At 39.6% G+C, this 26,504-nt stretch carries 21 protein-coding genes and 6 tRNA genes; 7 read left to right on the forward strand and 20 right to left on the reverse strand.

Annotation, left to right across the window (positions count from 1 at the left end; all coding sequences use genetic code 11):
• Window positions 1–21: 21 nt before the first annotated feature.
• The 7 genes from GJS41_RS09965 to GJS41_RS09995 form a co-directional block, all read right to left on the reverse strand.
• A complete protein-coding gene (locus GJS41_RS09965; RefSeq protein WP_154247222.1) occupies window positions 22–1,386 on the reverse strand; it encodes a tetratricopeptide repeat protein in 1,365 nt (454 codons plus the stop codon).
• 11 nt (window positions 1,387–1,397) lie between these two features.
• Window positions 1,398–2,030, reverse strand: coding sequence for an energy transducer TonB (locus GJS41_RS09970; protein ID WP_154247223.1), 633 nt, complete (start codon window positions 2,028–2,030; stop codon window positions 1,398–1,400).
• Between the two features lies 1 nt (window position 2,031).
• Complete coding sequence (locus tag GJS41_RS09975) at window positions 2,032–2,433, reverse strand: biopolymer transporter ExbD (RefSeq protein WP_154247224.1); 402 nt, start codon at window positions 2,431–2,433, stop codon at window positions 2,032–2,034.
• An 18-nt stretch (window positions 2,434–2,451) separates the two neighbouring features.
• A complete protein-coding gene (locus GJS41_RS09980) occupies window positions 2,452–2,964 on the reverse strand; it encodes a MotA/TolQ/ExbB proton channel family protein (RefSeq protein ID WP_154247225.1) in 513 nt (170 codons plus the stop codon).
• 11 nt (window positions 2,965–2,975) lie between these two features.
• Complete coding sequence (locus GJS41_RS09985) at window positions 2,976–4,322, reverse strand: MotA/TolQ/ExbB proton channel family protein (protein ID WP_154247226.1); 1,347 nt, start codon at window positions 4,320–4,322, stop codon at window positions 2,976–2,978.
• A complete protein-coding gene (locus GJS41_RS09990; RefSeq protein ID WP_154247227.1) occupies window positions 4,319–5,095 on the reverse strand; it encodes a DUF3450 domain-containing protein in 777 nt (258 codons plus the stop codon). Before GJS41_RS09990 ends, GJS41_RS09985 begins: the two co-directional genes overlap by 4 nt.
• A gap of 283 nt (window positions 5,096–5,378) precedes the next feature.
• Complete coding sequence (locus GJS41_RS09995) at window positions 5,379–6,584, reverse strand: hypothetical protein (protein WP_154247228.1); 1,206 nt, start codon at window positions 6,582–6,584, stop codon at window positions 5,379–5,381.
• Between the two features lie 395 nt (window positions 6,585–6,979).
• Between GJS41_RS09995 and GJS41_RS10000 the strand changes: the two genes are divergently transcribed.
• The 5 genes from GJS41_RS10000 to GJS41_RS10020 are packed head-to-tail and all read left to right on the forward strand — an operon-like array spanning window position 6,980 to window position 12,294.
• Entirely contained in the window at window positions 6,980–8,635 is a 1,656-nt protein-coding gene (locus GJS41_RS10000) for an ABC transporter substrate-binding protein (RefSeq protein ID WP_154247229.1), read from the forward strand.
• Window positions 8,635–9,597, forward strand: a complete 963-nt coding sequence (locus GJS41_RS10005) for an ABC transporter permease subunit (protein WP_370515693.1) — start codon at window positions 8,635–8,637, stop codon at window positions 9,595–9,597. The genes GJS41_RS10000 and GJS41_RS10005 overlap by 1 nt, the downstream gene beginning before the upstream one ends.
• 10 nt (window positions 9,598–9,607) lie before the next feature.
• Window positions 9,608–10,507, forward strand: a complete 900-nt coding sequence (locus tag GJS41_RS10010) for an ABC transporter permease subunit (RefSeq protein ID WP_154247230.1) — start codon at window positions 9,608–9,610, stop codon at window positions 10,505–10,507.
• A 42-nt stretch (window positions 10,508–10,549) separates the two neighbouring features.
• Window positions 10,550–11,506 (forward strand): ABC transporter ATP-binding protein, encoded by a 957-nt coding sequence (locus GJS41_RS10015; RefSeq protein ID WP_370515694.1) that lies wholly within the window; start codon window positions 10,550–10,552, stop codon window positions 11,504–11,506.
• Complete coding sequence (locus GJS41_RS10020; RefSeq protein WP_154247232.1) at window positions 11,506–12,294, forward strand: ABC transporter ATP-binding protein; 789 nt, start codon at window positions 11,506–11,508, stop codon at window positions 12,292–12,294. Before GJS41_RS10015 ends, GJS41_RS10020 begins: the two co-directional genes overlap by 1 nt.
• Window positions 12,295–12,379: 85 nt before the next feature.
• On the opposite strand, the gene GJS41_RS10025 is transcribed toward GJS41_RS10020, so the two are convergent.
• From GJS41_RS10025 to clpX, 6 genes are all read right to left on the reverse strand, one after another.
• Window positions 12,380–14,275 (reverse strand): SurA N-terminal domain-containing protein, encoded by a 1,896-nt coding sequence (locus GJS41_RS10025; protein WP_154247233.1) that lies wholly within the window; start codon window positions 14,273–14,275, stop codon window positions 12,380–12,382.
• A 283-nt stretch (window positions 14,276–14,558) separates the two neighbouring features.
• Window positions 14,559–14,635, reverse strand: a tRNA-Asp gene (locus GJS41_RS10030).
• Between the two features lie 77 nt (window positions 14,636–14,712).
• A tRNA-Val gene (locus GJS41_RS10035) sits at window positions 14,713–14,788 on the reverse strand.
• A 12-nt stretch (window positions 14,789–14,800) separates the two neighbouring features.
• On the reverse strand, window positions 14,801–15,073 hold the full coding sequence (gene hupB / locus GJS41_RS10040) for a nucleoid-associated protein HU-beta (protein WP_370515695.1): 273 nt from the start codon (window positions 15,071–15,073) through the stop codon (window positions 14,801–14,803).
• A gap of 191 nt (window positions 15,074–15,264) precedes the next feature.
• Window positions 15,265–17,694 (reverse strand): endopeptidase La, encoded by a 2,430-nt coding sequence (gene lon, locus GJS41_RS10045; RefSeq protein WP_154247234.1) that lies wholly within the window; start codon window positions 17,692–17,694, stop codon window positions 15,265–15,267.
• A gap of 119 nt (window positions 17,695–17,813) precedes the next feature.
• Window positions 17,814–19,079, reverse strand: a complete 1,266-nt coding sequence (gene clpX, locus GJS41_RS10050) for an ATP-dependent Clp protease ATP-binding subunit ClpX (RefSeq protein ID WP_154247235.1) — start codon at window positions 19,077–19,079, stop codon at window positions 17,814–17,816.
• Between the two features lie 245 nt (window positions 19,080–19,324).
• Here clpX and GJS41_RS10055 point away from each other — a divergent pair, with 245 nt between their 5' ends.
• The gene (locus GJS41_RS10055) at window positions 19,325–21,235 is read left to right on the forward strand and encodes a metallophosphoesterase (RefSeq protein ID WP_227551358.1); all 1,911 of its coding nucleotides are present in this window, start codon (window positions 19,325–19,327) and stop codon (window positions 21,233–21,235) included.
• Between the two features lie 47 nt (window positions 21,236–21,282).
• Here GJS41_RS10055 and clpP read toward each other — a convergent pair whose 3' ends face one another.
• From clpP to GJS41_RS10085, 6 genes are all read right to left on the reverse strand, one after another.
• Window positions 21,283–21,930, reverse strand: a complete 648-nt coding sequence (gene clpP, locus GJS41_RS10060) for an ATP-dependent Clp endopeptidase proteolytic subunit ClpP (protein WP_154247237.1) — start codon at window positions 21,928–21,930, stop codon at window positions 21,283–21,285.
• A gap of 91 nt (window positions 21,931–22,021) precedes the next feature.
• A complete protein-coding gene (tig, locus tag GJS41_RS10065) occupies window positions 22,022–23,311 on the reverse strand; it encodes a trigger factor (RefSeq protein WP_154247238.1) in 1,290 nt (429 codons plus the stop codon).
• Between the two features lie 130 nt (window positions 23,312–23,441).
• A tRNA-Leu gene (locus tag GJS41_RS10070) sits at window positions 23,442–23,526 on the reverse strand.
• 97 nt (window positions 23,527–23,623) lie between these two features.
• Window positions 23,624–23,699, reverse strand: a tRNA-His gene (locus tag GJS41_RS10075).
• A gap of 40 nt (window positions 23,700–23,739) precedes the next feature.
• Window positions 23,740–23,816: transfer RNA gene (locus tag GJS41_RS10080), tRNA-Arg, on the reverse strand.
• Window positions 23,817–23,852: 36 nt separating this feature from the next.
• Window positions 23,853–23,929: transfer RNA gene (locus GJS41_RS10085), tRNA-Pro, on the reverse strand.
• Between the two features lie 238 nt (window positions 23,930–24,167).
• On the opposite strand from GJS41_RS10085, the gene folD reads away from it, so the two are divergent.
• Window positions 24,168–25,022, forward strand: coding sequence for a bifunctional methylenetetrahydrofolate dehydrogenase/methenyltetrahydrofolate cyclohydrolase FolD (gene folD / locus GJS41_RS10090; RefSeq protein WP_154247239.1), 855 nt, complete (start codon window positions 24,168–24,170; stop codon window positions 25,020–25,022).
• Between the two features lie 34 nt (window positions 25,023–25,056).
• Here the strand turns inward: folD and cysS are convergent, their stop codons facing one another.
• Entirely contained in the window at window positions 25,057–26,454 is a 1,398-nt protein-coding gene (gene cysS, locus GJS41_RS10095) for a cysteine--tRNA ligase (RefSeq protein ID WP_154247240.1), read from the reverse strand.
• Window positions 26,455–26,504 lie beyond the last annotated feature (50 nt).

Below are 26,504 nucleotides of genomic sequence, written 5' to 3' on the forward strand. Positions count from 1 at the left end.
GCCTCTTACGAGGCCTGTATTTTAGTTTGTTCTATTTTCAGATTCAGCTTTTTCAGCAGCAACTTCTGCCTCAATTTGTTCTGCATCTTTACGTAGTTCTTCTCTTATTCTTTGCTTTTCTCTAATAAATCCAATCCATGAAATTGCTTGCTTTTTAGTCTTGTCAAAGTTTTTAGCACTATTCATTGCGGCGATAGCAGCATCTTCTTGACCTAAGTAAAAGTGAGCAGCGCCCTTTTGTAGGCGTGAATATCCAGCTTCAACAGATTTCATTTTCCCTTTATTAATTGCTTTCGCAAAATTATCAATAGCTTGATTATATTTCTCTTGCTCGAAATACATATTACCGATTCTATAGAAATATTCCCCCGAACTATCAGCATTAGCAACCTTTGTATAAGCACTAATTGCTTTATTTCTATCTTTTGCCTGTTCCCAATATCTAGCAACTAGCTTTAAATTTTCCAATGATTGGCTGACAACACCTTTTTTGATTCCATCTTCCAACCTAAGAGCGGCCGTTAACGGAGCACCAGTATTTGCATGTAAAGATGCTAAATTCTTATATTCAGACTCCTTTTCCCAAATACCTTTTTTGTATGCCAACTCATTTACGGCAAGTGCAGAAGCTGTATCGCCTCTTTGATAATGAATTGAGAATAATTGCTCCCAATATTTTTTTTCTTGAGGCCAAAAATTGATCATTTCACTTAATACTTTCGCACTACCATCTAGATCACTTAAAGAAAAGTGTAAACCAAATAACATTTTATATAATGGCTCTTTGTCTTTCTTTGTGGTGGTTCCCTTTAACGCAATATAAGCTGGACAAACAGCATTTTTATATTGCTTGTCCTGATAATATAGCTGTGCCAATGTCTTATAATCTGATACAGGAGGTTTAATCACTTGCGCAAAGTAATCATTCATCCATTTAATAGCATTTTTGATATCCTTTTTAGCAAGGTATGCGTAAGCAACTTGCTTTTTCATTGCTAGCAATGCTTGAACTGGTAAAGCATCGAGATCAATTACTTTTTTCGCATTATTAACGGCACCATTGAAGTTACCAACCTCATATTCCATACGTGCAAAATACTGATAAACAACTGATAGTGGATAGCCGTCAGTTGTTGAGTCTTTTACTTCTGTTAACAATTGTTTAGCTAAGACTTTATTACCATCAGCCATAGCCTGATTTGCTTCCTGCATTTTTTTATACAATGACTCAGATGAGAAACCTTTAATTTTCTTTTTAGGATACTCTCCGCTCTCTTTAGCTAGAGGTCTACACGAGTTTGTATACTTAGTACTGAATAATGCATTTGCATCACTTACAACTGTAATGCTAGATATTAAAAGTACGCTTTTTAAAAAAATCTTCATAACTCACATACCTAGTTCTTATTAAGCTCAAAAACCAACTTATATCTCATATTTGTTTGAGCAACAGGTTGGCCATTGTATTGCTTAGGTTTAAATTTCCAGCGTCTAATAGCCCTTCTCGCTTCTTTTTCAAATACTCTTCGTGGCTTAGCATTTAAAACTTTAATATTTGAAGGGCTGCCATCAGGTTCGATCGTAAAACTAAACTCTACCCAGCCTTCAATTCCTTTAACTGCAGCTTCTTGTGGATATGTTGCAGGGAATGTAGCCAAAGGTATTGCATCACCATCACCAAAACCTGCAAAGTCAGCTTGTGCGGCGCCTAAAGCACCAGAGTATAAACCTTCACCTTCAAAGGTAGCATCTAAGTTTTCAATTTCAATGTTCACAATTGCAGTGATCACTTTATTTTTTTCTTGAGCTTGCTGTTGAGGCGGAGGCGGTTCTTTGGGCGGCGGTGGTTTCTTAGGAACTCGACGTTCTTTACGCTGAACTTCTTTCTCCTCTTCAATAAAGCCTAAATCTATCACTGTGTTTTCGCGCTCTGAAGCGCCTTCACCCGTGCCGATCAGACTATTCATCAGTAAAAACAAACCAACGACTATACCAAAAGAAATTAATGCACTTAATGCTAATCTGCCCATTCTATTTCTCCGAATCTATGGCGTTACAAACTTCTGCGCCAGTTTTTCTAGCTTGGTCCAATACATCTAAGACCACACCGGCACGAGCATCTTGATCTGCCTGAATTACAACAGAGCCTTCAGGGTTTTCTACTCGCAATGAATTAAGCTTTGCTTTAATTTCTGAAGGCTGAACTTCTGTTTTATCCATATGAATACGACTTTTATCGTCAATTGCGATAAACACATATGCATTCTTACATGGACCTGCAGTAGTACCTGATGTTTTATTAACATCGACACCAGCTTGTTTAACAAATACGGTAGTCACAATGAAGAAAATCAACATAATGAATACAATATCTAACATTGGTGTCATGTCGATATCGACATCTTCTTGTTTCTTTTTAGTATTAATTGCCATTCAATCTAACCTAAAATTTTAATGGTGCGGAAGGCTATCAGCGAACTGATGTGACTTCACAAATGCCGCTTGCTCTAGTCTGTTACTAACAAACAAACCAGAAAGCGCTGCAACCATGCCTGCCATAGTAGGAATTGTTGCTTTAAAAATGCCTGCCGCCATTTGTCTTGCACTACCAGAACCTTGACCAGACATACTATCAAATACGTCGATCATACCCGTAACCGTTCCTGCTAATCCTAATAAAGGACACACCGCGATAAGTGTTTTGATAAACAGAAGATTTTGATTCAATGCCAACTTAGCATCGGAAATCCAGTAATCCCTGATTCTATGAGCCTTCCAAGACATAGTGTCTTCTCTTGCGTCCCACTCAGCAATTTTCATTCTTGCCTGCTTAGGAAACTCGCCATAGATAAACCAAATTCTTTCTACGATAAACATCCACATTAGGAACAGAACACCAGCGATAAACCAAAGGAGATTTCCCCCTTTGGCTATAAAATCTAAAATGGTGTAAATAATTTCCATCAGTGATTACCTTAAGAGTTATTCTCTTCGTGTTGAGCCATTAAGCCAGTGCTTTGCTCTTCCAAAGTATGAATGATGTTTTTACTCTTACCAGCAACAACCGCGTGTAATAAAGTCAAAGGGATTGCACAAATAAGACCCCAAACCGTAGTCACCAACGCTTTAGAAATACCATCTGCCATAATACGAGGGTCGCCAGTTCCGTGTAGAGTAATCGATTGGAATACATCAATCATACCGGTTACTGTACCTAATAGACCCAACAGAGGACCTACTGCCGCTATAACTTTGATCAAGTTAATACCGCGTTCTATTTTTGGGGTTTCTTTTAGAACCGCTTCATCTAGCTTTAACTCTAAGTTTTCAGTATCTTCATTCTTATTTGCTAAATAAACTTTCATGATACGGCCAAGAGGATTATTTTTAGGCGTAGAATTTTTCTTTTGACTACTAATCGCCGGACCAGTAACGAAATATAGCGATACAAAGCTAAATAACCAAATCAATAAACCAATCACTAACAATACCGCAACAGCAATACCAGCAGCGCCCATATATTTAACAGTCGTTAAACGCTCAAGCAATCCAACTTTAAGCTTTTGAATTCTTAAAATACCACCTTTTGACGGGTCAACATACAAACTGCCATAACCACCAGCAGAAGCACCGCTATAATTAGAAATAGTATCTAAAACTTTAGCCCCTGGTTGTACCTGTAAATGGCTAATTTTACCGTTTTCATAATCTAAGTATTCACCACCTGATAGAAGGTTAAATGCACCGATACGAGTTACAGTTTCAGACTCTGTTAAACCTTCTTTAGAAACTACGTCAGTAGTAAAAGAAGTGGTTTTACCTTGTTCTGTCATTTCTTGCAGTAATAATACATAAAACTCGCGTAACTCTTGCATGCTAGGTGTTCCAGCATCATTCAAGTTAGATAGCAATACATCACGGCCAGGATATTGGGCTGAAATAATTGAAGCGCCCATGTCGCCTTGAATACCATTTGCCGCTTGACGAACAACACCAAACAATTCACCTAAGTTTCCTTGTTTTGCACGCAACTCTGTTTCTAACTCTGTTAATTGCAATTCATTTGCTTGGAACTGAGCTTGTAAATTGTTAGCTGTTGTTTCGGCTTGTGCTAATTTGGCACGTGCATCGCGAAGTTTACGCTCTTGAGTAGCTTTGTTTGCACGAAACTCCGACTCACGCTGCGCATTGACTTGTTGCTGTAACTGCTCTTGATTACGAACTTCACGTAACAAATCATCTAACGTGGTTGCCGCTTTAGTATTGAAATTAGCTGATAAACCTACAATTGCAGCTAAGGATAAAGTTATTATTTTTTTCATTGTGCTGCCTCCGCTACGCGAACAGGAATTTTGAACATTTCTACTGGAACAATACCATCAGCCATTTTCATGGCTTCGCTGACTTCATCAATGTACTCAACTGGTAACTCTGCCCACTGTTTGTCAGCTTTATTCCAATAACGACCGCTCTTACGATCTTTACTTAAATAAATATATGCTGTACGACCAACGCGTAAAAAGTCAACTTCAAGTGTCTGTCCGTCACGGTCTATAGAACCAGACGTAGATTGCATGACGTTACCGTAACCCATCTCGATTTGATAAGCCTCGAGAATTTTACGATATTTCTCGGATACAGATATATCCGCGTTATCCATCATCTTATTAAGGTCAGCAACACGCTGAGTTCTTCTATCTAAGTTGAATGGGATATCTAACTCAACGAACTGCTCAAGGGTTTTAATCATTTCATCCATTAAAGGCAGCACGCCTTTTTCTGTTTCATCAATAGACTCCATTTCAGAGCCCATATTGGATATTGACTCTTCCTGGCTTCTAACTTGACGTCTAAGCTGAGTATTGAATGTTTCTAAGCTATCAACACGGCTTAAGGTATTACGATACTCAAAAGCTGCGTCTGCGGCTTGTTCAGCAAGCTTATCAATTTTAGATTGAGAACTTGCAGAAGCTTTATCTATTCTTTTCTCTACAGTTACTGAAGACTCAAATGGCCCAGCAAAAGCAGCACCTCCCACAAAGGCACTGGTAATAACGGCCAATGCAGTTTTTTTCAATATTAATGTTTTTTTCATATACATACCCAAATTTCAACTTAGAAATCTATTGTTATCAATCGTATTAACGATTGGTTTATAAAAAGGGGTTAAAACTATCCCTTCTTTACAAAATTCTTTTTAAAATGCCTTAGTTTGGTCATTCTGAAAATGCGAAGAGACCAACTATAAAGTCAAAGCCAAAGGCGGTCAACACAGTAATCCGGCTAATTTGCGATTATTTAACGATATATTTCATAAAATATTCACATTGGAGTGTCTTCAGCAAATATAAATCATTAGGTGCTCAAATATTAAGCAGCTAGAAGTTAATGCTTCCGCTGACTTTAATAAATTTAGGAGTATCAAAGCTAAATGGCTTCAAACCGTTAATGTTTGAATTAACCGAATCTGAATAAGCCTCTGATTTACCCAGTAAATTCATTAAGTCAACTCTAATAATCACTCCTACCTGATTCCAACTAGTTTGATATTGCAAACCGATATCTAATGTAGTGCTGTTCAACTGAGCAAAGTCTTGTCTATCTTCTTGTAAAAGAAAACCATCAAACCGCCCCTCTTGGCGCTCGATATTAGCTCCTAACACCCAGCTATCAGAAAGATTATAGTTACCCGTCAAAGATAGCTCTTGCGATAAAAATCGACTATCGGAAGGACTAAACTCATTTGCAACATTGGATTCGATATCAGCTAAACCGCTTCGTCCTTGTTTATTAGCAGCATTCGCCGTCATGCTGAAATTATTCGTGAACTTCCTAGAAACTTTAATTTCAATAGCTGATATATCATTTAAAAAGTTACTATTAGAAAAGTCATTATTAAAAGGCGCAAAATTAACGGTTTCAACTTTATTAGTCTGATTGAAATGAAATTGGTAATTCAAATTATGCAATGAGCTTGGTGATTGAATGCCTGTAGCGTCAAGCAAATTATTTTCAGACTTTAAATAAGAAATACTCACAGCCCAGCGTTCATTAATTGATTGCTCAAACTCCATACTGAAATTCTCTTGAGCTAAACTCGAAAACCCTGCTGGATGAGCATCAAAACTAATGGATATGGGCACCTTTCTATTGCCATAGTTAACAAAAAATTTAGATGTTTGCTCTGGAGAAACTAAACTAGCTCCCAAGCCCCAGTTAGCGTTGCTAGTAGCTCGATCTATTGGGTTAGTAACCGCCGTATCAAAATTAAAATCATTAGTAGGTATATTAAATCGATTTAAATCGAATGACACCATCCATTGGCCGCTATCTTTCTCAGTACTAGAAGTTAATGCTTCATAACTATTGAGGTTTTGTGACACTTCTTGCTCGATGAAAAGTGTAGGGGATTCATCAATCATTGATAGTTGCTGATGACCTTGCAAAACACCTTTTCCAGACAAAGAGTCAAACTGTTGATACACAGCTTTAGTGGATGGCTTTTCAGTACTTTTATCAAGACCAATAGAGGGAACAGTAATAACCAAGGTCAATACTGACAAAAGCAATAATGTTTGTTTCAATTTCCCACGTTTCACAATCAGAATTTAAACCTTATCTTTAGCTATGTTCATTAAATTTCCTTTTCTAATCTAGCAGTGTCCTTTCTAAAAAAGACTGCGGGTTAACCGCATAGTAACGAAAACTTTAATCCATATGTTATTACAACATATTCGCAAAACATTACTAGGCATAATTTAGTATAGGTAATTAGCTACCCGCTTTCAACTTGAACAGGCGGCTTTTATCCTTATATGACAAGTGTTTACCGATTATTTACAATCCTTATAAATGTCACTCTTAAGATAATTATCAAATATCCTTTAAATTTTACTAAAACTCGAAAATTAAGCTCGATCCTAGGTGTTCTAGCCGAATCTTGTTATGATAAGCCATTGAGTATTAAAGCAAAAACAACATGAGCTTTGTATCAGAGAAGAAGTCCTCGCATACAAAATTACTATTACTGAGCTTTTTGGCCTGTTTAATTGGTTGTCAGCCAAGCATTTCCGTCGATAGTAAGACAGGTTCTAACCTCCTTGTGTACTGCTCTGAAGGCAGCCCTGTATCCCTTAATCCGCAAACTAATACTTCCGGAACTACAGTAGATGCGACCGCTCCAACGCTATTCAATCAGTTATTAGACTATATTCCTGGGACTACTGAATTGAGACCCAGCATAGCCACTGAATGGTCCATTAATGAAAAAGGGACGATTTACCGCTTTACTCTTAGAGATGATATTGCCTTTCATTCTAATGAGCACTTTTCGCCTAGCCGTCATTTAAATGCAGACGATGTAATCTTTAGTTATAACCGGCAAAGACTCGCCAACCACCCTCTGCATAACCTTAATGGCAATAGTTACCCTTATTTTAATGGCCAAGGCTTAGCAAAGCTTATTAAGCGAATAGAAAAGACAGGCCAATATCAGGTTGAAATAGAACTAACGCGGCCAGAAAGTCCTTTTTTGTCAATTCTAGCAACCCCATTTCTACCAATTCAATCAAAAGAATATGCAGACACTTTGATGAAAAAAAACCAATTAGAGCTTTATGATAAAAATCCGATTGGTACAGGCCCTTTTCAATATCTGGCATATGAAGCAGATTCCTACTTACGATTTAAGCGTTTTGATAAACACTTTGCTTTCCAAAGCAGCGTTGAGCATTTGGTTTACTCGATCACTCCTGATCCAGCCATGCGCTTCGCCCGATTTTCTGCAGGAGAGTGCGACATTATGCGCTATCCTCTTCCAGTACATAACAAATTAGCGGCGCAAGATAACACTATCGAAACCATTCAAACGCCGGCGCTAAATGTTGCTTACTGGGGGTTTAATACTCAAAAACCGCCGCTTAATGAGCCTAAAGTACGCCAAGCACTTAATTTCGCAGTTAATCGTAAAGCGATTGCTCGTGCAGTCTACGATAATCAAGCAATTTTAGCGGAAGGTCCTTTGGGTCCCAGCTCTTGGGCTTATGCAATAAGCCAAGACAAAATTATTTATAACCCTGAAAAAGCAAGACAGCTTTTACAAGAGGCTGGATACGGCGAGGGCTTTAACTTAGATATTTGGGCCATGCCGGTACAGCGAGCATATAACCCCAACGCCCGCAAAATGGCAGAAATGATCCAGCAGGATTTACTAGAAATTGGAATAACGTCTAATATCGTGAGCTACCAATGGGGTACTTTTTTAAACCGAGTCGCCGCAGGACAACATCAAACCGTATTATTGGGCTGGAGTGCTGATAACGCCGATCCCGACAATTTTTTAACACCTTTGCTGAGCTGCGCCGCCAGCAATAATGGCAGTAACTATTCCCGCTGGTGTCACACAGAATTCGATAATATTATTTTAAAGGCGAGACAAGAAAGCGATATTGAAAAGCGCAAGCTCTATTACCAACAAGCGCAAAAAATTCTACACTTTGAAAAACCTTGGTTACCGATTGCGCATACACCCAATAACCTTTTAATTAAAAACACTGTCAAAGATGTTAATTTATCACCACTAGGGACTATTAATTTTGAAGGGGTAACAATTATTAGCAAAGAGGACGCGTTTTAGTGCTGATTTCTTTACTTCGAATATTTGTTACTGCTTTAATTAGCCTCATTGGCTTGACGGTTATTACTTTCGCTATCAGTCTGCAAAGCTCGATACCTTTACATGACTATCAATCACATAGTGTGTTTGTCCAGTACTTTGAATACCTTGGATACCTCTTTCAAGCTAACTGGGGAACTTCTAACATTACAGGCTCGGACGTCCTAAGCGAATTTTTGAAACACTTTCCGGCAACGCTTGAACTTTTACTTTTTGCTTTGCTTATCGTCTTTATTTGCGGCATTTCTTTAGGTATTGTTGCTGCTAAAAATCGAGGAACTTGGATCGATAATAGCGTCATGGGAGCGACCTTAGTAGGTTACTCAATGCCTATTTTTTGGTGGGGCTTGTTACTGGTTTTGTTTTTCTCTTTGTTCTTAGGTATTTTTCCTGTGGCAGGTAGAATTGATTATCAATATTACATTGAGCCCATTAGTCGATTTATGCTGGTTGATACCTTAATTGGTAATCACTCTTATGGCTTGTCGGCATTTTTTAATGCCTTGAATCATCTTATTTTACCAGCGATCACCTTAAGTTGGGTGCCTATGGCCATCATGGCTAGAATGACCCGCTCAGCGTTGGTCAATATTTTAAAGTTTGAATACGTAAGAACAGCTCGCTCAAAAGGCTTGTCTGAAAATCGAATTATTTGGGTTCATGCGCTTCGTAATGCCCTGCAATCTCTGTTGACCATTGGCGGCTTACAGATCAGTATATTAATGACTGGTATTATCATCACAGAACATATTTTTGCCTGGCCAGGTGTTGGAAATTGGCTGCTTCGCTCAGTCGCAAGACAAGATTACCCGAGTATTCAGGGCGGTATTTTAGCTTTATCATTTATGGTCATTATTTTTAATGTTTTCATCGACATTATTTCGAATTTCTTAGACCCCAAAAAACGACGACCACTAGCATAAGGCTGATTGAATGAATTACGCAAAAGTAAATGGCCTAGCTCATCGCTTAAAGCTCTTTAAAGCAAAAGCTTCCTGGCAAATGTTCCGCCAAAATTATGGCGCCGTTTTTGGTGCCGCTGTGATTATAATTATTATTTTGTTGGCCATTATTGGTCCGTGGATTGCGCCCTATGATCCAGCTCAGCAGTTTAGCAATAAAAGTTTTCAACCACCGGTCTGGAATATTGGTGGGAGCTTTTCACATTTTCTCGGTACCGACGACTTAGGGCGCGATTTATTTTCAAGGTTATTACATGGCGCTAGATTGTCGCTTTTTTTATCTGCTTTCATTGTTTTTGTATCTGCCATTGTTGGGGTTTTGATTGGTGCTTTTACTGCTTTTTTACCACCGATTTTAAGAAGTGTTGTGATGCGAGTAATGGATTTGATGTTATCGCTTCCTTCATTGATATTAGCTATTACTGTCGTGGCTATTATTGGCCCGGGGATTACTAATGCTGCCTACGCAGTGATATTAGTTCTCATTCCTCAATTCGTAAAGATTACTCAAAGTGGCATATCACAAGAACTCAATAAAGAATACAGTATGGCTGCAAAACTTGATGGAGCCAGTCAAAATCGCCTATTGTTCAAACATCTTGGACCTAATATAGTTCCTGCGATTATTGTGCAGATCACTTTTAGTTTTTCTACTGCCCTACTAGACATTGCAGCGCTTGGCTTTTTAGGACTTGGCGCACAACCTCCAATTGCCGAATGGGGAACCATGCTGGCAGAGTCTCGCTCTTATATCCAGTATGCGCCTTGGACCATGGCACTACCAGGTCTGGCTATTTTCTTAACAATTTTATCCATTAATTTATTGGGCGATGGTTTACGCGATGCGCTCGATCCGCAAATCAATCAATAGAGATATCTGACTTTGAGCTTACTCCATATAGAAAATTTAACCGTGAATTTTAAAACTGATCACGGTTTAGTCACAGCTGTTGATAAATTCAAATTGCAAATAGATCCAGGTCAGGTAATAGGCGTTATTGGTGAATCAGGATCTGGTAAAAGTGTTATGGCGCTAGCTCTAGCTGATTTGTTGTCCCCATCCGCAGTAGCTCAGGCAGATTTATTTACTCTAGAAAATCAAGATTTAAATCGAATGCAAAGCGTTGATAAGAAAAAACTTATTACCGACAGTATTTCAATCATTTTTCAAGATCCTACTTCCAGCTTGAACCCAGCTTTAACCATCGGTTATCAACTAGATGAAACTCTTCGTTTCCATGACGGCGGTTCTGCAAAACAATGCAAAGAGCGCTCAATGGAATTATTGACCTCGGTAGGAATAAAAGATACTAAGCGCCGCTATCACGAGTATCCACATCAACTTTCTGGTGGCTTAAACCAGAGGGTTATGATTGCTATGGCTTTAGCTTGTAACCCTAAATTATTAATTGCTGATGAACCAACAACTGCGCTGGATGTTACGGTTCAATCACAGATTTTAGATCTATTGATGAAACTGAATGAAGAGAGAAGTATGGCGTTAATGTTGATCACTCATGACTTCTCAATTTTATCTGAAACGAGCGAGAAAGTTCATGTGATGTATTCAGGACAAGTGGTTGAGTCGGGAGCAACTTATAAATTATTAACAGAGCCTCTTCACCCCTACACCAAGGCACTGCTCGATAGTGTTCCGCATTTTGGTATGCATTATAAAAAAGGACGCAGGCTTTATAATTTAGCAGGCTCAACTCCGCCAATGCGTCACTTACCGGTAGGTTGCAATCTTGGCCCCCGCTGCCCCTATGCTAGCAAAGAATGTGTCAATATGCCGGAGTTACGCTCTATCAAAGGTCGTTCCGTGCGTTGCCACTTTCCCCTTGAACAAAAAAAGAAGGCAGCACCTTAATGGCAAATTTACTCAAAGCAGAACTGATAAGGAAGTCTTATAAGGTTTCTAACAATCCATTCAAAGCTCGTTACTTACAAGTACTGCAAGGAGTTAGCTTTTCTATCAATCCAGGGCAAACACTAGCGGTAGTTGGTGAATCTGGTTCTGGTAAGTCCACCCTTGCTCGAATTTTAGTGGGTGCAGAAAAACCCGATACCGGTGAACTCTTATTTAATGGTCACAATGTATTAGCTGACAAAAAATTTGCTTGGTACAAAAGCATTCGTATGATTTTTCAGAATCCTAGATCTTCCTTTAATCCAAGATTAACCATTGAGCAAATACTTGCCGAACCATTAATTAACTCTAGAGCTTTTAACCGTTTCGAAATCCAGAAAAAAATTCGTATAGCATTAGAAAGGGTTGGACTAAGAGCCGAATATGCTTCCCGCTATCCGCATACTTTTTCTGGAGGTCAAAGACAGCGCATTGCTATCGCCAGAGCCTTAATATTAAATCCTAAAGTTATTGTTGCCGACGAGCCAGTATCTGCTTTAGATGTTTCGGTTCAAGCGCAAATCATCAATCTGTTATTGGATTTGCAAGAAGAACTGGATCTTGCCTATATCTTTATCTCTCACGATCTTGGTTTGGTACAACATTTTAGTGATAAGGTGTTGGTAATGCATAAAGGCGTGCAAGAAGAGTATGGCCCTGTGGGTGAAGTCTTCAGCCAACCGCAATCTCAATATACTCAAAAACTATTAAACGCTTCTGCTGGCTATAAAAGAGCCATCGAAATTTAGCTACTTCTCTATATGAGCATTTAATTTCAGCAATAAAAAGCCCTCATCAAGAGGGCTTTTTATTATCAGTTTTTAGCGTGAAGAATTACTTAACATCACTCTTCTCTCTAAGTTCCCCAACAAACTTACTAAAGTCGCCACGAGAGTTAACGTTTGCTAATAATGATTTTAACTGTTGTTTCTTAGCATCATCCAATTTACTTAGGTCTGGATAGTTAACTTTACGCAATTCAAGAATCGCAACATCACCAGAAAATAAATCTTCAATTTCTATAGCCGCTTCATCCGTCAATGGAGCAACCTGTTGGAATAATTTCGAATTCAACTCAGGACCCAAAGCAGCGTCCCTTGAGCCGAAAGCAGAGCTTTCTACCCAGGTTAATTCCTTTTCCGTTAACAGAGTCTCTACTGATTCGCCAGCCTTTAATGCTGACTTAATAGATTCAGCATAGGTCTTTGTTTTTTCGGTGACTTTCTCTGCAGTTAATAGACTAACAATTTCAGCTTCAACTTCAGTTAAAGGCTTAATGCCGGCAGCTTGGTAATCTTGCACGGCGATATAAACAATTTGCTGCTCGCCCATTGAAATTTCATCAGAAATTTCTTTAGATTGAATGTTATCTTTAGCAAAAGCTTGCTCAATTACTGCCGGGTGATTAATTGCAACAGGTATACTATTACGATCAAATAACTCTGTCGTTTGTAACTCTAACTCAGCCGTTTTTGCTAAATCACTTATCGATTCTGTACTGAATAAAGCATCATCTAACAAAGCTTTTTTATTAAAGAATTGGGTTTGTGCCTGGACATCAGCCATTCGCTGCTTAATTTCTTCTGAAACTTCAGCCAAAGGTTTAGAATCACCAACCAGACGCTCGTTTAATTTAATGATATGGAAACCAAAATCTGTTTTTACTAAACCTGATAACTCATTAGGCTCTGTAAGCTCTAATGCTGCAGATTCAAACTCTGGAACCCAACCTGAATTACCAGCTTGAGCTTCAGTTTGCGGTAACACTCCGCCTTCAGCACCACTAAAAGTATCGCTAGAGTTGGCTTTAGCTAATTCCGCAAAGTCAGCGCCAGATTGTAACTGAGCCAATAAATCTGTAGCTTTTTGTTCCGCATTATCGACATCATTTGCAATTAAAATATGCGCCACAGTGATCTTATCTGGAGCTACGAATTCCGATTTATTTTCTTCGCTATTATAAAAATCTGCTACTTGCTCATCAGTAATGCTAGATTTAATAGACTGAGCTAAAATGTCTTTGGTAAGCAAAATGTACTGCAAGCTAACTTGCTCTGGCTGTTCAAAATTCGCTTTGTTGTTATCGTAATAAGTTTGCTTTTCGCCATCTTCGATAACAATACCTTCTGAGAACTTAGCTTTCGGAACCGTTAGAACTCGAGCGTCGCGAGTTTGCTCTTGAATACGGTAAAAGGCTTCTATCTCTTTATCAGTTACAAAGCTGCTCTCCGAGATGCCTTGATTAAATTGTTCGCGAACAATCTGATTTCTTGCAATCGAGTATAGTCTTGTATCGCTGATACCATTTTGCGCCATAATGGTTTTTGCGGTTTGTGGATCATATTGACCCCCTAATTGAAACTCTGGCATTGAATGGATTTGTTCAATAATCTGAGCTTTCGAAGCTGTTAAACCAGCATTTTCAATCGTATTTGTATAAATACGGTCATTAATTAACTGATTTCGGACTTGCTCACGGTACTCAGCTTTACTCGCTTCTGTTGGATACTGTTGGTCAAAGTTAGGGTTTTGTCTTCTTTGATTATTGATCACATTATCAATTTCCGCATTGGTAATGTTGACGCCATCAACATTAGCCACAGTTTCATTACCTGGCGTAACAAGGTTAGCACCAAAGTAACCAGCAAAAACAAAGAAAATAATAATTATAGCCAACACCACCTTCATGGCTGGGCCTTCCATCTTCTGCTGTATTCTTTCTAGCATCATAGCTAAGTACCTACTTTTTATTTATTACTTCAATTATTTATATAATCAATATTATAAGAATATATTTATCACAAAATGTACTATTTAAGCACTCTTAACTCTAACAGTTTACTTTTACTGTTATTGCGACTAACGAGAAGCTATTAGAACGAGGAAAAAATTTGCGAGAATGCGCAGTTTGCTTATTGCAAATGAGCACATTGGAGCGAATTTTTAACAAAGTTATAAAACTTCGAAGTAGTCGCTATAAAGAAAACGCGCCCTGAGGCGCGTTCATAAATAATGGCGGAGCGGACGGGACTCGAACCCGCGACCCCCGGCGTGACAGGCCGGTATTCTAACCAGCTGAACTACCGCTCCAGCAGAGTCTTTTAAGCTTAAGTTCAGGGTCACTTAAAAGACTAATTCTATCGCCAATTTATTTTGACTGAAGAATTTGGTGGGTGGTACTGGGCTCGAACCAGTGACCCTCGCCTTGTAAGGGCGATGCTCTCCCAACTGAGCTAACCACCCAGAAAACGGCGGCTAGTTTACCGCGTCTTTAAGTGCTTTACCAGCTTTAAATCCTGGAACTTTTGCAGCTTTAATTTGGATAGTTGCGCCTGTTTGCGGGTTACGACCAGTACGGGCTGCACGCTCTTTTACAGAGAAAGTACCGAAGCCTACTAATGATACTGACTCACCTTTTTGAAGTGATTCAGTTACTGCGCCGATCATTGAGTCTAGTGCGCGACCTGCTGCTGCTTTTGAAATGTCTGAGCCAGCTGCGATTGCATCAATTAATTCTGATTTATTCACTCTTATTCCCCTTGATAGATAGAGTTATTACGATATTTTTACTATTAAAACCAACTTGGTTGTCATCGGTTTTTAATGAGGTTGTTTGTTATAGCAACTTGCGCTTTAGAGTGTCAAGGAAAATCCCGTCAATTCGCGCAAAAACCTTTAAATACAAGGCTTTTGCGCAAAATTCAACCACTTAAAAATTACTAATGAGGATGGATATCCTCTTGCTGCTTTGATTTGTTGGCTACTGCCTTAGATTTACTTTGACTAGCAAGACTCTTAGGCTCTGGAGGGCGTTCCAATGCAATATCAATTACTTCATCGATCCACTTCACGCAATTTATCTCTAAATCCTTTTTAATGTTTGAAGGGATATCCGCCAAATCGCGTTCATTATCTTTGGGGATCATAACTGTTTTGATACCACCTCGATGCGCTGCCAGTAATTTTTCTTTTAGACCACCAATAGGTAACACCTCACCGCGTAAAGTGATTTCACCGGTCATGGCTACATCTTTTCTTACAGGAATTTCTGTCAAGCTCGAAATTAACGCTGTGCACATACCAATACCCGCACTTGGACCATCTTTTGGCGTAGCGCCCTCAGGAACATGCACATGGATATCCTTCTTTTCGTAAAAATCCGGCTCAATCCCAAGTGCCAAACAACGACTTCTAACCACTGTCATTGCAGCTTGGATTGATTCCTTCATAACATCACCAAGCTGGCCCGTAAAACTGGTTTTACCTTTACCTCCAACTACGACAGACTCAATAGTCAGCAGCTCGCCTCCAACTGAAGTCCAAGCCAGCCCTGTTACCTGCCCAATTTGATTGTTGTCTCCAACTTTACCGTAATCAAAGCGTTGCACACCTAGATATTTATCGATATTACCTTTATGTACTTTAATAGTTTTCTTTTCTTTCTTAGCTAATAACTGCTCTTTAACCGTTTTACGGCAAATTTTAGCCAGTTCACGCTCTAAATTTCGTACTCCTGACTCTCGGGTGTAATAACGAATGATACTGCGCACACCTGACTCTGAAAGTTGCAATTCGCCATCGCGCAGACCAGCATTTGTCATTTGTTTAGGCAACAAATACCGCGTCGCGATTTCCACTTTCTCATCTTCGGTATAGCCTGGAATTCGAATCACTTCCATCCGGTCCAATAAAGGCGCGGGGATATTCATGGAGTTAGATGTCGCGATGAACATCACCTCAGAAAGATCATAGTCGACTTCTAGATAATGGTCATTGAAAGTATGATTTTGCTCAGGATCTAATACTTCTAGCAAAGCCGAAGAAGGATCGCCGCGCATATCCATCGCCATTTTGTCGATTTCATCCAACAAAAACAGCGGGTTTTTCACAGAGACCTTGCTCATTTTCTGCATGATCTTTCCTGGCATAGCGCCAATATAGGTTCTTCGGTGGCCACGAATTTCAGCTTCATCTCGAACGCCACCAAGCGCCATACGCACATATTTTCTGCCAGTGGCTTTAGCTATTGACTGGCCCAAAGACGTTTTACCGACACCTGGTGGTCCCACTAAACATAATACAGGCCCTTTAAGTTTCTTAACTCTTTGTTGTACCGCCAAATATTCTAGAATACGTTCTTTAACTTTTTCTAAACCATAATGATCAGAATTCAAAGTGTCTTCGGCACTATTTAAATCATGCTTTACTTTCGAGCGCTTCTTCCAAGGAACCCCTAAAAGCCAATCAATATAGCCTCTAACCACTGTCGCTTCTGCAGACATTGGTGACATCATTTTTAACTTTTTAAGCTCGGCCTCTGCCTTTTCCTTAGCCTCTTTATTCATCCCAGATTTAGCAATTTTATTTGCTAGCTCTTCATGTTCCGAAGCCGTTTCTTCACCATCTCCCAATTCTTTTTGGATGGCCTTGATTTGCTCATTTAAATAATATTCGCGTTGGTTTTTTTCCATTTGATTCTTAACGCGACTACGAATTCGTTTTTCAACTTGCAACAACTCCATTTCACCTTCCATCTTGCTCATGAGATGTTCAAGACGCTCAGAAGTGTTTTCCATTTCCAAGATTTGCTGCTTATCTTGGATATTGAGAGCCATATGCGCCGCGATACTATCCGCTAGACGACTTGGCTCATCAATACCCGATAGTGAAGTCAAAATTTCACTTGGAACCTTTTTATTGAGTTTTACGTATTTATCAAAATTAGATAAAGCGGCTCTAGCAAGTCCATCCTCTTCAGCTGGATTCAGTGAAGGAGCATTCACTGTTTCCACTTCTGCAACATACATAGGTTCAGTTTCAGTGTATTGAGTTACTTTTGCTCTTTGCACGCCCTCTACTAAAACTTTGACATTACCATCAGGTAGCTTCAGCATTTGTAAAATGGTAGCAACACAGCCGTATGTATAAAGTTGATCTGGCTCAGGCATATCTTCAGAGGCTTCTTTTTGCGCCACCAACATAACCTGCTTATCACCATTAGTCGCTTCTTCAAGCGCCAGAATAGATTTTTCTCGCCCCACAAACAATGGAATAACCATATGTGGAAAAACCACCACATCGCGAAGTGGTAACAAAGGAAGTTGTTTATTTTTAGATTCTAGGTTCGTTTCTTGGGTATCGCTTTGCATTGCGCTTTTTTTCCTAACTGTTGGTTAAACTCAGTTGGTTAATTAAAAACTGGGCTCTCAAAATTGTTAGCATCAATGGGCCCAGAACGAGCCCACATTTGGATGGTTGCAGCTTAATATTACTCAGAAGCAGCTTTTGCTTGAGAATCGTATATGAGTAGAGGCTCTGCCTCACCTTTCACCATTGCTGCATCGATACAAACTTTACTAACATTTTCTAAAGATGGTAATTCATACATGGTGTCTAATAAAATTTCTTCAAGGATAGAGCGTAATCCTCGCGCACCAGTGCGGCGCTGCATCGCTTTTCGCGCTATCGCTTCTAACGCATCTTTTCTAAATTCAAGTTCTACATTCTCTAACATCAACAATTTATTGTACTGCTTAGTAAGAGCATTTTTTGGTTCAGTTAATATACGTACTAATGCATGTTGGTCGAGTTCTTGCAAAGTCGCTACAATCGGTAATCGGCCAATAAATTCAGGGATCAAACCAAATTTCACTAAATCATCTGGTTCTATATTCTTAAGCATTTCACCAATCGCTTTACCATCATGAACTTCTTTAACATCAGCGCCAAAACCTATGCCGCCTTTTTCAGTGCGTTCCTGAATAATTTTTTCGATTCCTGCAAAAGCACCACCACAAATAAATAGAATGTTTGAAGTATTCACCTGTAAGAATTCTTGCTGTGGATGCTTACGACCGCCCTGTGGAGGAACAGAAGCAACCGTACCTTCGATTAATTTTAATAAGGCTTGTTGTACTCCTTCACCTGATACATCACGAGTGATGGAAGGGTTATCGGATTTTCGTGAAATTTTATCGATTTCATCGATATACACAATTCCGCGTTCAGCTTTTTCAACATCGTAATCGCACTTTTGAAGTAGCTTTTGAATAATGTTTTCTACATCTTCACCTACATAGCCAGCTTCAGTTAAAGTAGTTGCGTCAGCCATGGTGAAAGGCACTTCCAACATTCTGGCTAAAGTTTCGGCTAGCAAAGTTTTACCTGAGCCAGTTGGACCTATTAAAAGGATGTTACTTTTGCCCAACTCAACTTCTTTATTTTCAGAGGATTGCGGTTCATTCTCAAGTCGCTTGTAATGATTATAAACTGCAACTGACAATACTTTTTTTGCTCTCTCTTGCCCGATGACATACTCTTCCAAGAATGCGCTTATTTCTTTTGGCGATGGCAAATCACGACCACCAGCTTCTGCGGCGATATCTTTAACTTCTTCAATGATGATGTCATTGCACAAATCGACGCATTCATTACAAATAAATACACGTGGACCAGCTATTAGTTTTTTCACTTCATGTTGGCTTTTGCCACAAAAAGAACAATACAGTGTTTTATTATCGTTGCTATCGCTCATTCATTCCTCGGTCTTTTCAGACGCCTTATCGATTGGTGCCGCTAATCCCTGCTATATGGGGACTAACCCTCAGCCTTCAACTGATTCTTGCCTTTATGCACTAACATTAACAAAAACCTTAGGGCAAAAAAAGCAAAATAGCTTGAGCTGACTGATATTTAGGCAAATTTAGCAAAATAATCCAAATAGCCTCTTTTTTGTAAGACAACTTCTTTATACTTATCATTCATATTCGATCTATCGTGATGGAGCTTATTATCATTCAAACATTAAAACTTATAGGTCTATCAATACCCTTGTTACTATTGACAGCCTGCTTATCTATCAACAAGAAGAAAGTTACTCTGGACGATAAGCCATATCTTAGATCAGACTCTAATGACATTGCCGTACAACAATTACATCCATTGAACTCTCCTATTACAGTAATAGCAGATGTACATGGCGACTTCCCAACTCTGCAAAAGTTATTACAAGCTGGTAAGCTCATCGATGCTCAAAACCGTTGGATTGCTGGTAAACGAATCCTTGTCAGCGTAGGCGATTTAGTTGATCGAGGTCCTGACTCACGTCAGATACTCGACTTTTTCATGGAACTAGAAAAGCAAGCTGCTAAAGCTGGTGGCGCCTTTTACATGGCGCTTGGCAACCATGAAGTCATGAATATTCGTGGCGATCTACGCTACGTATCCGATCCGGAATTTGCCGCATTTAAAAATGATGAACCTATTGGGTTACGTCAATCCACCTACCAAGCTTTTATTAAAAAGTCCAAATTGACTGACTCAGACAAAAGCCGACAAGAATTCCAGAATCAATACCCTGAAGGTTTTTTTGGTCATATTAAAATGTATGCCCCTGATGGCAAATATGGTCGATGGCTACTCAGCAAGCAAATGATAGTGAATGTCCAAGATAAATTGTTTGCCCACGGAGGTTTTTCACAAGACTTAATTGATAGCGGTAAGAGTCTTCAAGAACTCAATCAGCAGTTTATTTCTGATTTAAGTCGCTATAGCCAGTTATGGCGTGAGCTTGTTAATGCTGGACTTTTCCAATTTTCGGATTCAAAACGTGAGCGGTTAAATATTGCTAAACGGTTCATTGCTGGCAATTTAAAAAGCTCTCTAGCTGATGACGAGTCTCTCAAACTAAAAACTCAGCAGTTTATAGCTTTAGCTGACTCTTTACTTTTCGACAGCTTTGGGCCTACTTGGTATCGCGGCAATATGCTATGTCATGAGTATGTTGAAGAAAACACCATTGATAATGTTTTACGACACTTTGGAGCTACTCAAATATTTTTAGGTCACACTCCAGACAGCAGCTTGACAGTTCGCTCACGTCTTAATAACAAAGTCATCATGCTCGATACAGGAATGTCTTCCGCATACTATAAAGGCAATCCGAGTTTAGTTTCTATTAATAAAGCTGAGTTAAAAGTGCTAAACCTCAATGATGCAAACAATACTTCCCCCATTAGTGAATCTGCAAGAAAACCATTAAATCCTCACGGGTTTAATGATAACGAAATAAGCAAAATATTTCTTCGCAGTAAACCCAAGTCAAGCCCAGGTCAAGATCTGTCTATTCTTACTTTTCCACTTAAAGATGGGACTATCCAAGCAGCTTTTAGAGAAGCTAAACCTCACCAGGTAAAAAAAGAGTTAGCCGCTTATCAATTAGATAGATTATTAGAGCTTCACCTAGTTCCATTTGTAATGGAGTATGATTATCAAGGTAAAGCCGGCATTCTTCAGTATTTACTAAAAAACTCAAAAACTAAACATGAGATTGAAATAGAAAATATTAGTCTTAAGGGTTATTGCAAACCTGAGCAATCACAAGAATTAATGCAAATATTTGATTGGTTAATTGCTAATACTGACAGAAGCAATGAGGATCAATTGTATATTCCAGCGAACTCCCAACTTTGGTTAATAAATCATGCCGGTGCATTTAGGGAGCTAGATTCTGATAAAAGTTTCTTCAGCGATATGCCAAACAGAGTATCTCCTTTGTTTATAAAATCTCTTAACCTACTAAACAGAGATAATTTAAATAAAAGAATTGGGAGGTATATTTCTAAGCAGCAAATTGAACATATACTGCTACGACGTGATCTACTTTTACAACAGTCTGCTAAAAGTAAATAACCAGCAGGGATTATTAAGAGCACTGCAAAAAACAGTGCTCTTTTATTTTATTTTCTTGAATTAATTACTGAATCAATCAAACCATATTCAACAGCTTCTTCAGCAGTCATAAAGTTATCACGATCCGTATCCCGCTCTAAATCTTCAACCGGGCGGCCGCAATGACCTGCCATTATTGAGTTCAAGCGACGCTTTAAATCAATAATTTCTTTAGCATGGATTTCAAAATCAGATGCTTGGCCTTGGAAACCACCTAAAGGTTGGTGAATCATCATACGAGAATTAGGCAAACAATGACGTTTACCCTTGGCGCCACCGGTTAATAAAAAAGCACCCATACTGGCCGCTTGACCAATACAAACAGTACTAACGTCCGGTTTAATAAACTGCATGGTATCGTAAATCGCCATGCCGGATGTAACCACACCGCCTGGCGAGTTTATGTATAAATAAATGTCTTTATCCGGATTTTCGGACTCTAAAAACAACATCTGAGCGATAACAGAGTTTGCCATGTAGTCTTCTACTGGGCCTACTAAGAAAATCACGCGCTCTTTTAGCAATCTAGAATATATGTCATAAGAGCGCTCACCTCTTGAAGTTTGCTCTACGACCATTGGGATCAAGCCACCGGCATAAGGATCAGTAATTATCGACTCTTGGTTGGTAATAATAGGATTTTTAGGGTTGTTCATGCGTTATCCTTTGGGAACTTTCTTTTATTTTTGAACAGACATTAAAAAAGCGAGCCAAGGCCCGCTTTTAGTATTCATTTGACGTTACGAATTATTTTTTATTCATAATATCATCGAACTTTACAGACTCTTCCGATACTTTAGCTTTTTCTAGCACCAAGTCAACCACTGTATCTTCTAGTACTAAAGATTCCACTTCACGTAAACGTTGTGGATCGCCATAGTACCAATCAATCACTTCTTGAGGTTGCTCATAGACAGCCGCTAAATCATCTACTTGAGCACGCACTTTATTTTCATCAGCTTTTAACTCTTCAGTCTTGATGATTTCTGCAACCACTAAACCTAGTTTCACACGACGTGTCGCCTGCTCTTCAAATAACTCAGCAGGTAAATCAGGAGTATCTGCACCTTCTGGAGCTCGCATTTGCTGCACCATTTCTTGGCGCATACGATCGATTTCTTGGTCGATCATTGCCTTAGGAATATCAAACTCATGAGCACCTACTAGGGCATCCATCACTTGACCTTTTACCTGCGCTTTAAGCGCATTGCGTAATTCACGCTCCATATTGTCTTTAACGTCAGACTTTAGACCATCAATATCTTCAGCCGCTAGCGCTGCTGCTAAATCTTCTAGAGATGGCAATTCTTTCTCGTTCACTTTATGAACATGAGTAGCAAATACTGCGTCTTTACCTTTCAGATCTTCAACGTGATAATCTTCTGGGAAAGCAACTTCAACATTCACATCTTCGCCGGCTTTAGCGCCAATGATTTGCTTTTCAAAACCTGGGATCATGCTATCTGACCCAAGCTCTAATGGAAATTCTTTAGCTTCGCCACCGGCAAATGCTTCGCCATCAATAGAACCTGTAAAGTCGATGACTACTTGATCACCTTTCTTAGACTTACGTTTAACTTCTTTCCAAGTCGCGCGCTGTCCTTGAAGAGTTTCTAGCATCTTGTCTAAATCAGTATCAGTAACTTCAGCTGTTTTTGCTGCAACTTCTAATTTATCAAAAGCTGTTAATTCAACCTGAGGATAAATTTCAAATTTAGCAGTGAATTTTAAATTTTCACCATCTTTATTTTCTACAAGCTCAAGTTGCGGGTAACCAGCAGGCACTAACTTTTCTTGCTGCACTGCTTCAAAATAATGACGTTGCATAACTTCACCAAGAACTTCTTGACGAACTGCCGCACCATAACGCTTTTTAACAACACTAAATGGTACTTTACCTGGACGGAAGCCATTCATCTTCACGTTACGAGACATATCCTGTAAACGTTTTTGTACGGCGCCATCAATGTTCTCTGAAGGAACATCAATTGTTAAAACTCTTTCTAAACCTTGGCTGGTTTCAACTGAAACTTGCATTATTAATCTCCGAAGATTAAACCTAAACTATTTAAAAACGGAAAAAGACAAAGCAATTATAATCACTTTGTCTATTATTAAGATGAAGGATAAAGAAATGACCATTTACTTGAATTGTTCTCTTAGTAAATGGTGCGAAAGGAGAGACTCGAACTCTCACGCCTCGCGGCACTGGAACCTAAATCCAGCGTGTCTACCAATTCCACCACTCTCGCGCATTGTTCTTACAGTGGGCTTGCGCCCAGACAGCCCTCATCGAACCGTATTGTTTATTTCACGCTTCTGATATTGGTAGTAGAAGCAGAAAAAATATGGGGTGGACGATGGGATTTGAACCCACGACAACCGGAATCACAATCCAGGGCTCTACCAACTGAGCTACGCCCACCATAAATCGTCATATCATCTGTTGTGCCTGCAACGCTAAATGGCGCGCCCGGCAGGAGTCGAACCTGCGACCCACGGCTTAGAAGGCCGTTGCTCTATCCAGCTGAGCTACGGGCGCATTTGAATCGATACCGCATAACAAATGACAAAAAATTGGTCGGCGATGAGAGATTTGAACTCCCGACATCCTGCACCCAAAGCAGGCGCGCTACCAGACTGCGCTAATCGCCGATTTTGCCTTATTCGGCCCCATACCTTGACTAAGATTAGGTTAACCCGAACAGGGAGCGCAATAATACTGACTCATACGAAATGCGTCAACACTTTTTCAGCCATTTTTTATGGATATTTCATAATTATCAAGAAAAGCTGAATAAGGATTGAGCAAAGCTGCAAATATTGCGACAATATCGCCTTTTCAAACGCTCATTTGAATTAAATCAGCTTAAGAATATTCAGGATTATCAATATGTCTGCTCAAATCTTAGATGGCAAAGCCATTTCTGAAAAAGTAAAAAACCAACTAGCCGAAAAGGTACAAGCACGCTTAGATCAAGGCCTTAGAGCACCAGGTTTAGCAGTGGTATTAGTTGGTGGCGATCCAGCTTCACAAATTTATGTGGGTAAAAAGGTAGAAGCCTGCGAAAAAGTCGGCTTTATCTCACAAAAATTCGTGATGGACGAAGACACCACCCAAGATTCACTATTACGACAAATTGACTCTTTAAATGATGACCCTGCGATTGACGGCATTTTAGTGCAGCTGCCACTTCCTGCTCACCTAGATTCGAACATCATCTTAGAGCGAATCAAAGCTGATAAAGATGTGGATGGCTTCCATCCCTACAATATGGGCCGCCTAACGCAAAAAATGCCAACCATGCGCCCTTGTACCCCCTATGGTGTAATGGTCATGTTAAAAGAAACTGGGATCGATTTAGTTGGCAAAGATGCCGTAGTTGTGGGTGTATCCAATATTGTTGGGCGCCCAATGGGAATGGAACTATTAATGGAGCGCTGCACCGTGACTTTCTGTCACAGTAAAACTAAGGACTTGCCAAAGAAAGTTTCGGAAGCCGATATAGTGGTGGTAGGCGTTGGTATCCCGGAAATGGTTAAAGGTGACTGGATCAAACCTGGAGCTATCGTCATTGATGTAGGCATTAATCGTCTGGAGACAGGTAAATTGGCGGGAGATGTTGAATTTGATATCGCCAAAGAGCGTGCTTCTTGGATCACACCAGTTCCAGGTGGTGTAGGCCCCATGACTGTAGCAATGCTTATGAGTAATACATTATTTGCTTGCGAGCATTTGCACGACTAATTTTTTATATCAAAAAAGCCGCGTATGCGGCTTTTTATTTTCTGCGCCAACTGGTGCCACTGGCACCGTCTTCGAGTTCAATATTTAACTCGTTGAGTCTATCGCGAATTTCATCAGCTTTAGCCCAATCTTTATCAGCTCTAGCTTGCAAGCGCTGCTGAATCAAATCATCGATCTCCTCATCTGAGACGCCTGACTCCCCCGCTCCAGATTTTAGGAATTCTTCAGGATCTTGTTGTAATAAACTTAAAACACTAGCCAATTCTTTCAGTTTGACTGCGATAGTGGCAGCTTGCACCATATCTGTAGCTTTTAAACGATTGATCTCTTTAGCCAAATCAAATAATACTGGCAATACTTCGGGAACGTTAAAATCATCATCCATCGATTCTACAAACTTAGCTTCTGCTTTAGTGATAAGTTCGAACTCTTTATTAACAGCTTGGGCAAGATCCACCCCACGCAAGGCTGTATATAAACGCTCCAAAGACGCATCTGCGGCTTCGAGATTCGCTTGACTGTAGCTAAGTTGCGAGCGGTAATGGCCATTCATTAGAAAATACCGCACAGACTCAGCACGATATTGAGTCAACACATCACGGATAGTAAAGAAATTACCCAAAGATTTAGACATCTTTTCTTTGTCCACTTGCACCATTCCGGTGTGAATCCAAGTACGGGCAAATTGACAACCATTAGCTGCCTCCGATTGGGCAATTTCATTTTCATGATGTGGAAACTGTAAATCAGAACCGCCACCGTGAATATCAAAGGTATCTCCTAAACATTCTTTTGACATAGCAGAGCATTCAATATGCCACCCAGGACGTCCTTTACCCCATGGCGAATCCCAAGTAGGTTCATTTGGTTTAGCGGCTTTCCATAGGGCAAAATCCATCGGGTCACGCTTTTCCGAATTTACTTCAACTCTTTCACCGGAGTTTAATTGTTCCAAGTCTTGTTTGGATAACTTACCGTAATCATCAAATTTGGGGACATAATAATTTACATCGCCAGATTCGGTAACATAGGCATAATCTTTCTCGATTAAGGTTTCGATAATTTTGATAATACCATCCATAGTTCCAGTCGCCGTTGGCTCAATGTCAGGGCGCTGCAAACCTATAGCATCAAAATCTTTGTACATTTCTTGAATAAAGCGTTCGGTAAGCTCATTAAAAGCTTCACCATTTTCATTCGAACGCTCAATGATCTTGTCATCGATATCAGTAATATTGCGTACATAGGTCACATCATAACCGCGGAAACGTAAATAACGATTAATCACATCAAAAGATGAATAAGTTCGAGCATGACCAATATGGCACAAATCATAAGTGGTGACGCCGCAGACATACATAGAGACCTTACTCTCAACAAGTGGCTTAAAGGTTTCTTTTTGGCGTGTCAGGTTATTATAAATCTGTAGCATGGCCTTCTCAGTTTGATATTTAAAGTTTTGCTTTCGCTTTTTTAGCGTAA

It is taken from the genome of Kangiella sp. HZ709, assembly GCF_009674675.1.
In the GTDB taxonomy this organism is placed as follows: domain Bacteria; phylum Pseudomonadota; class Gammaproteobacteria; order Enterobacterales; family Kangiellaceae; genus Kangiella.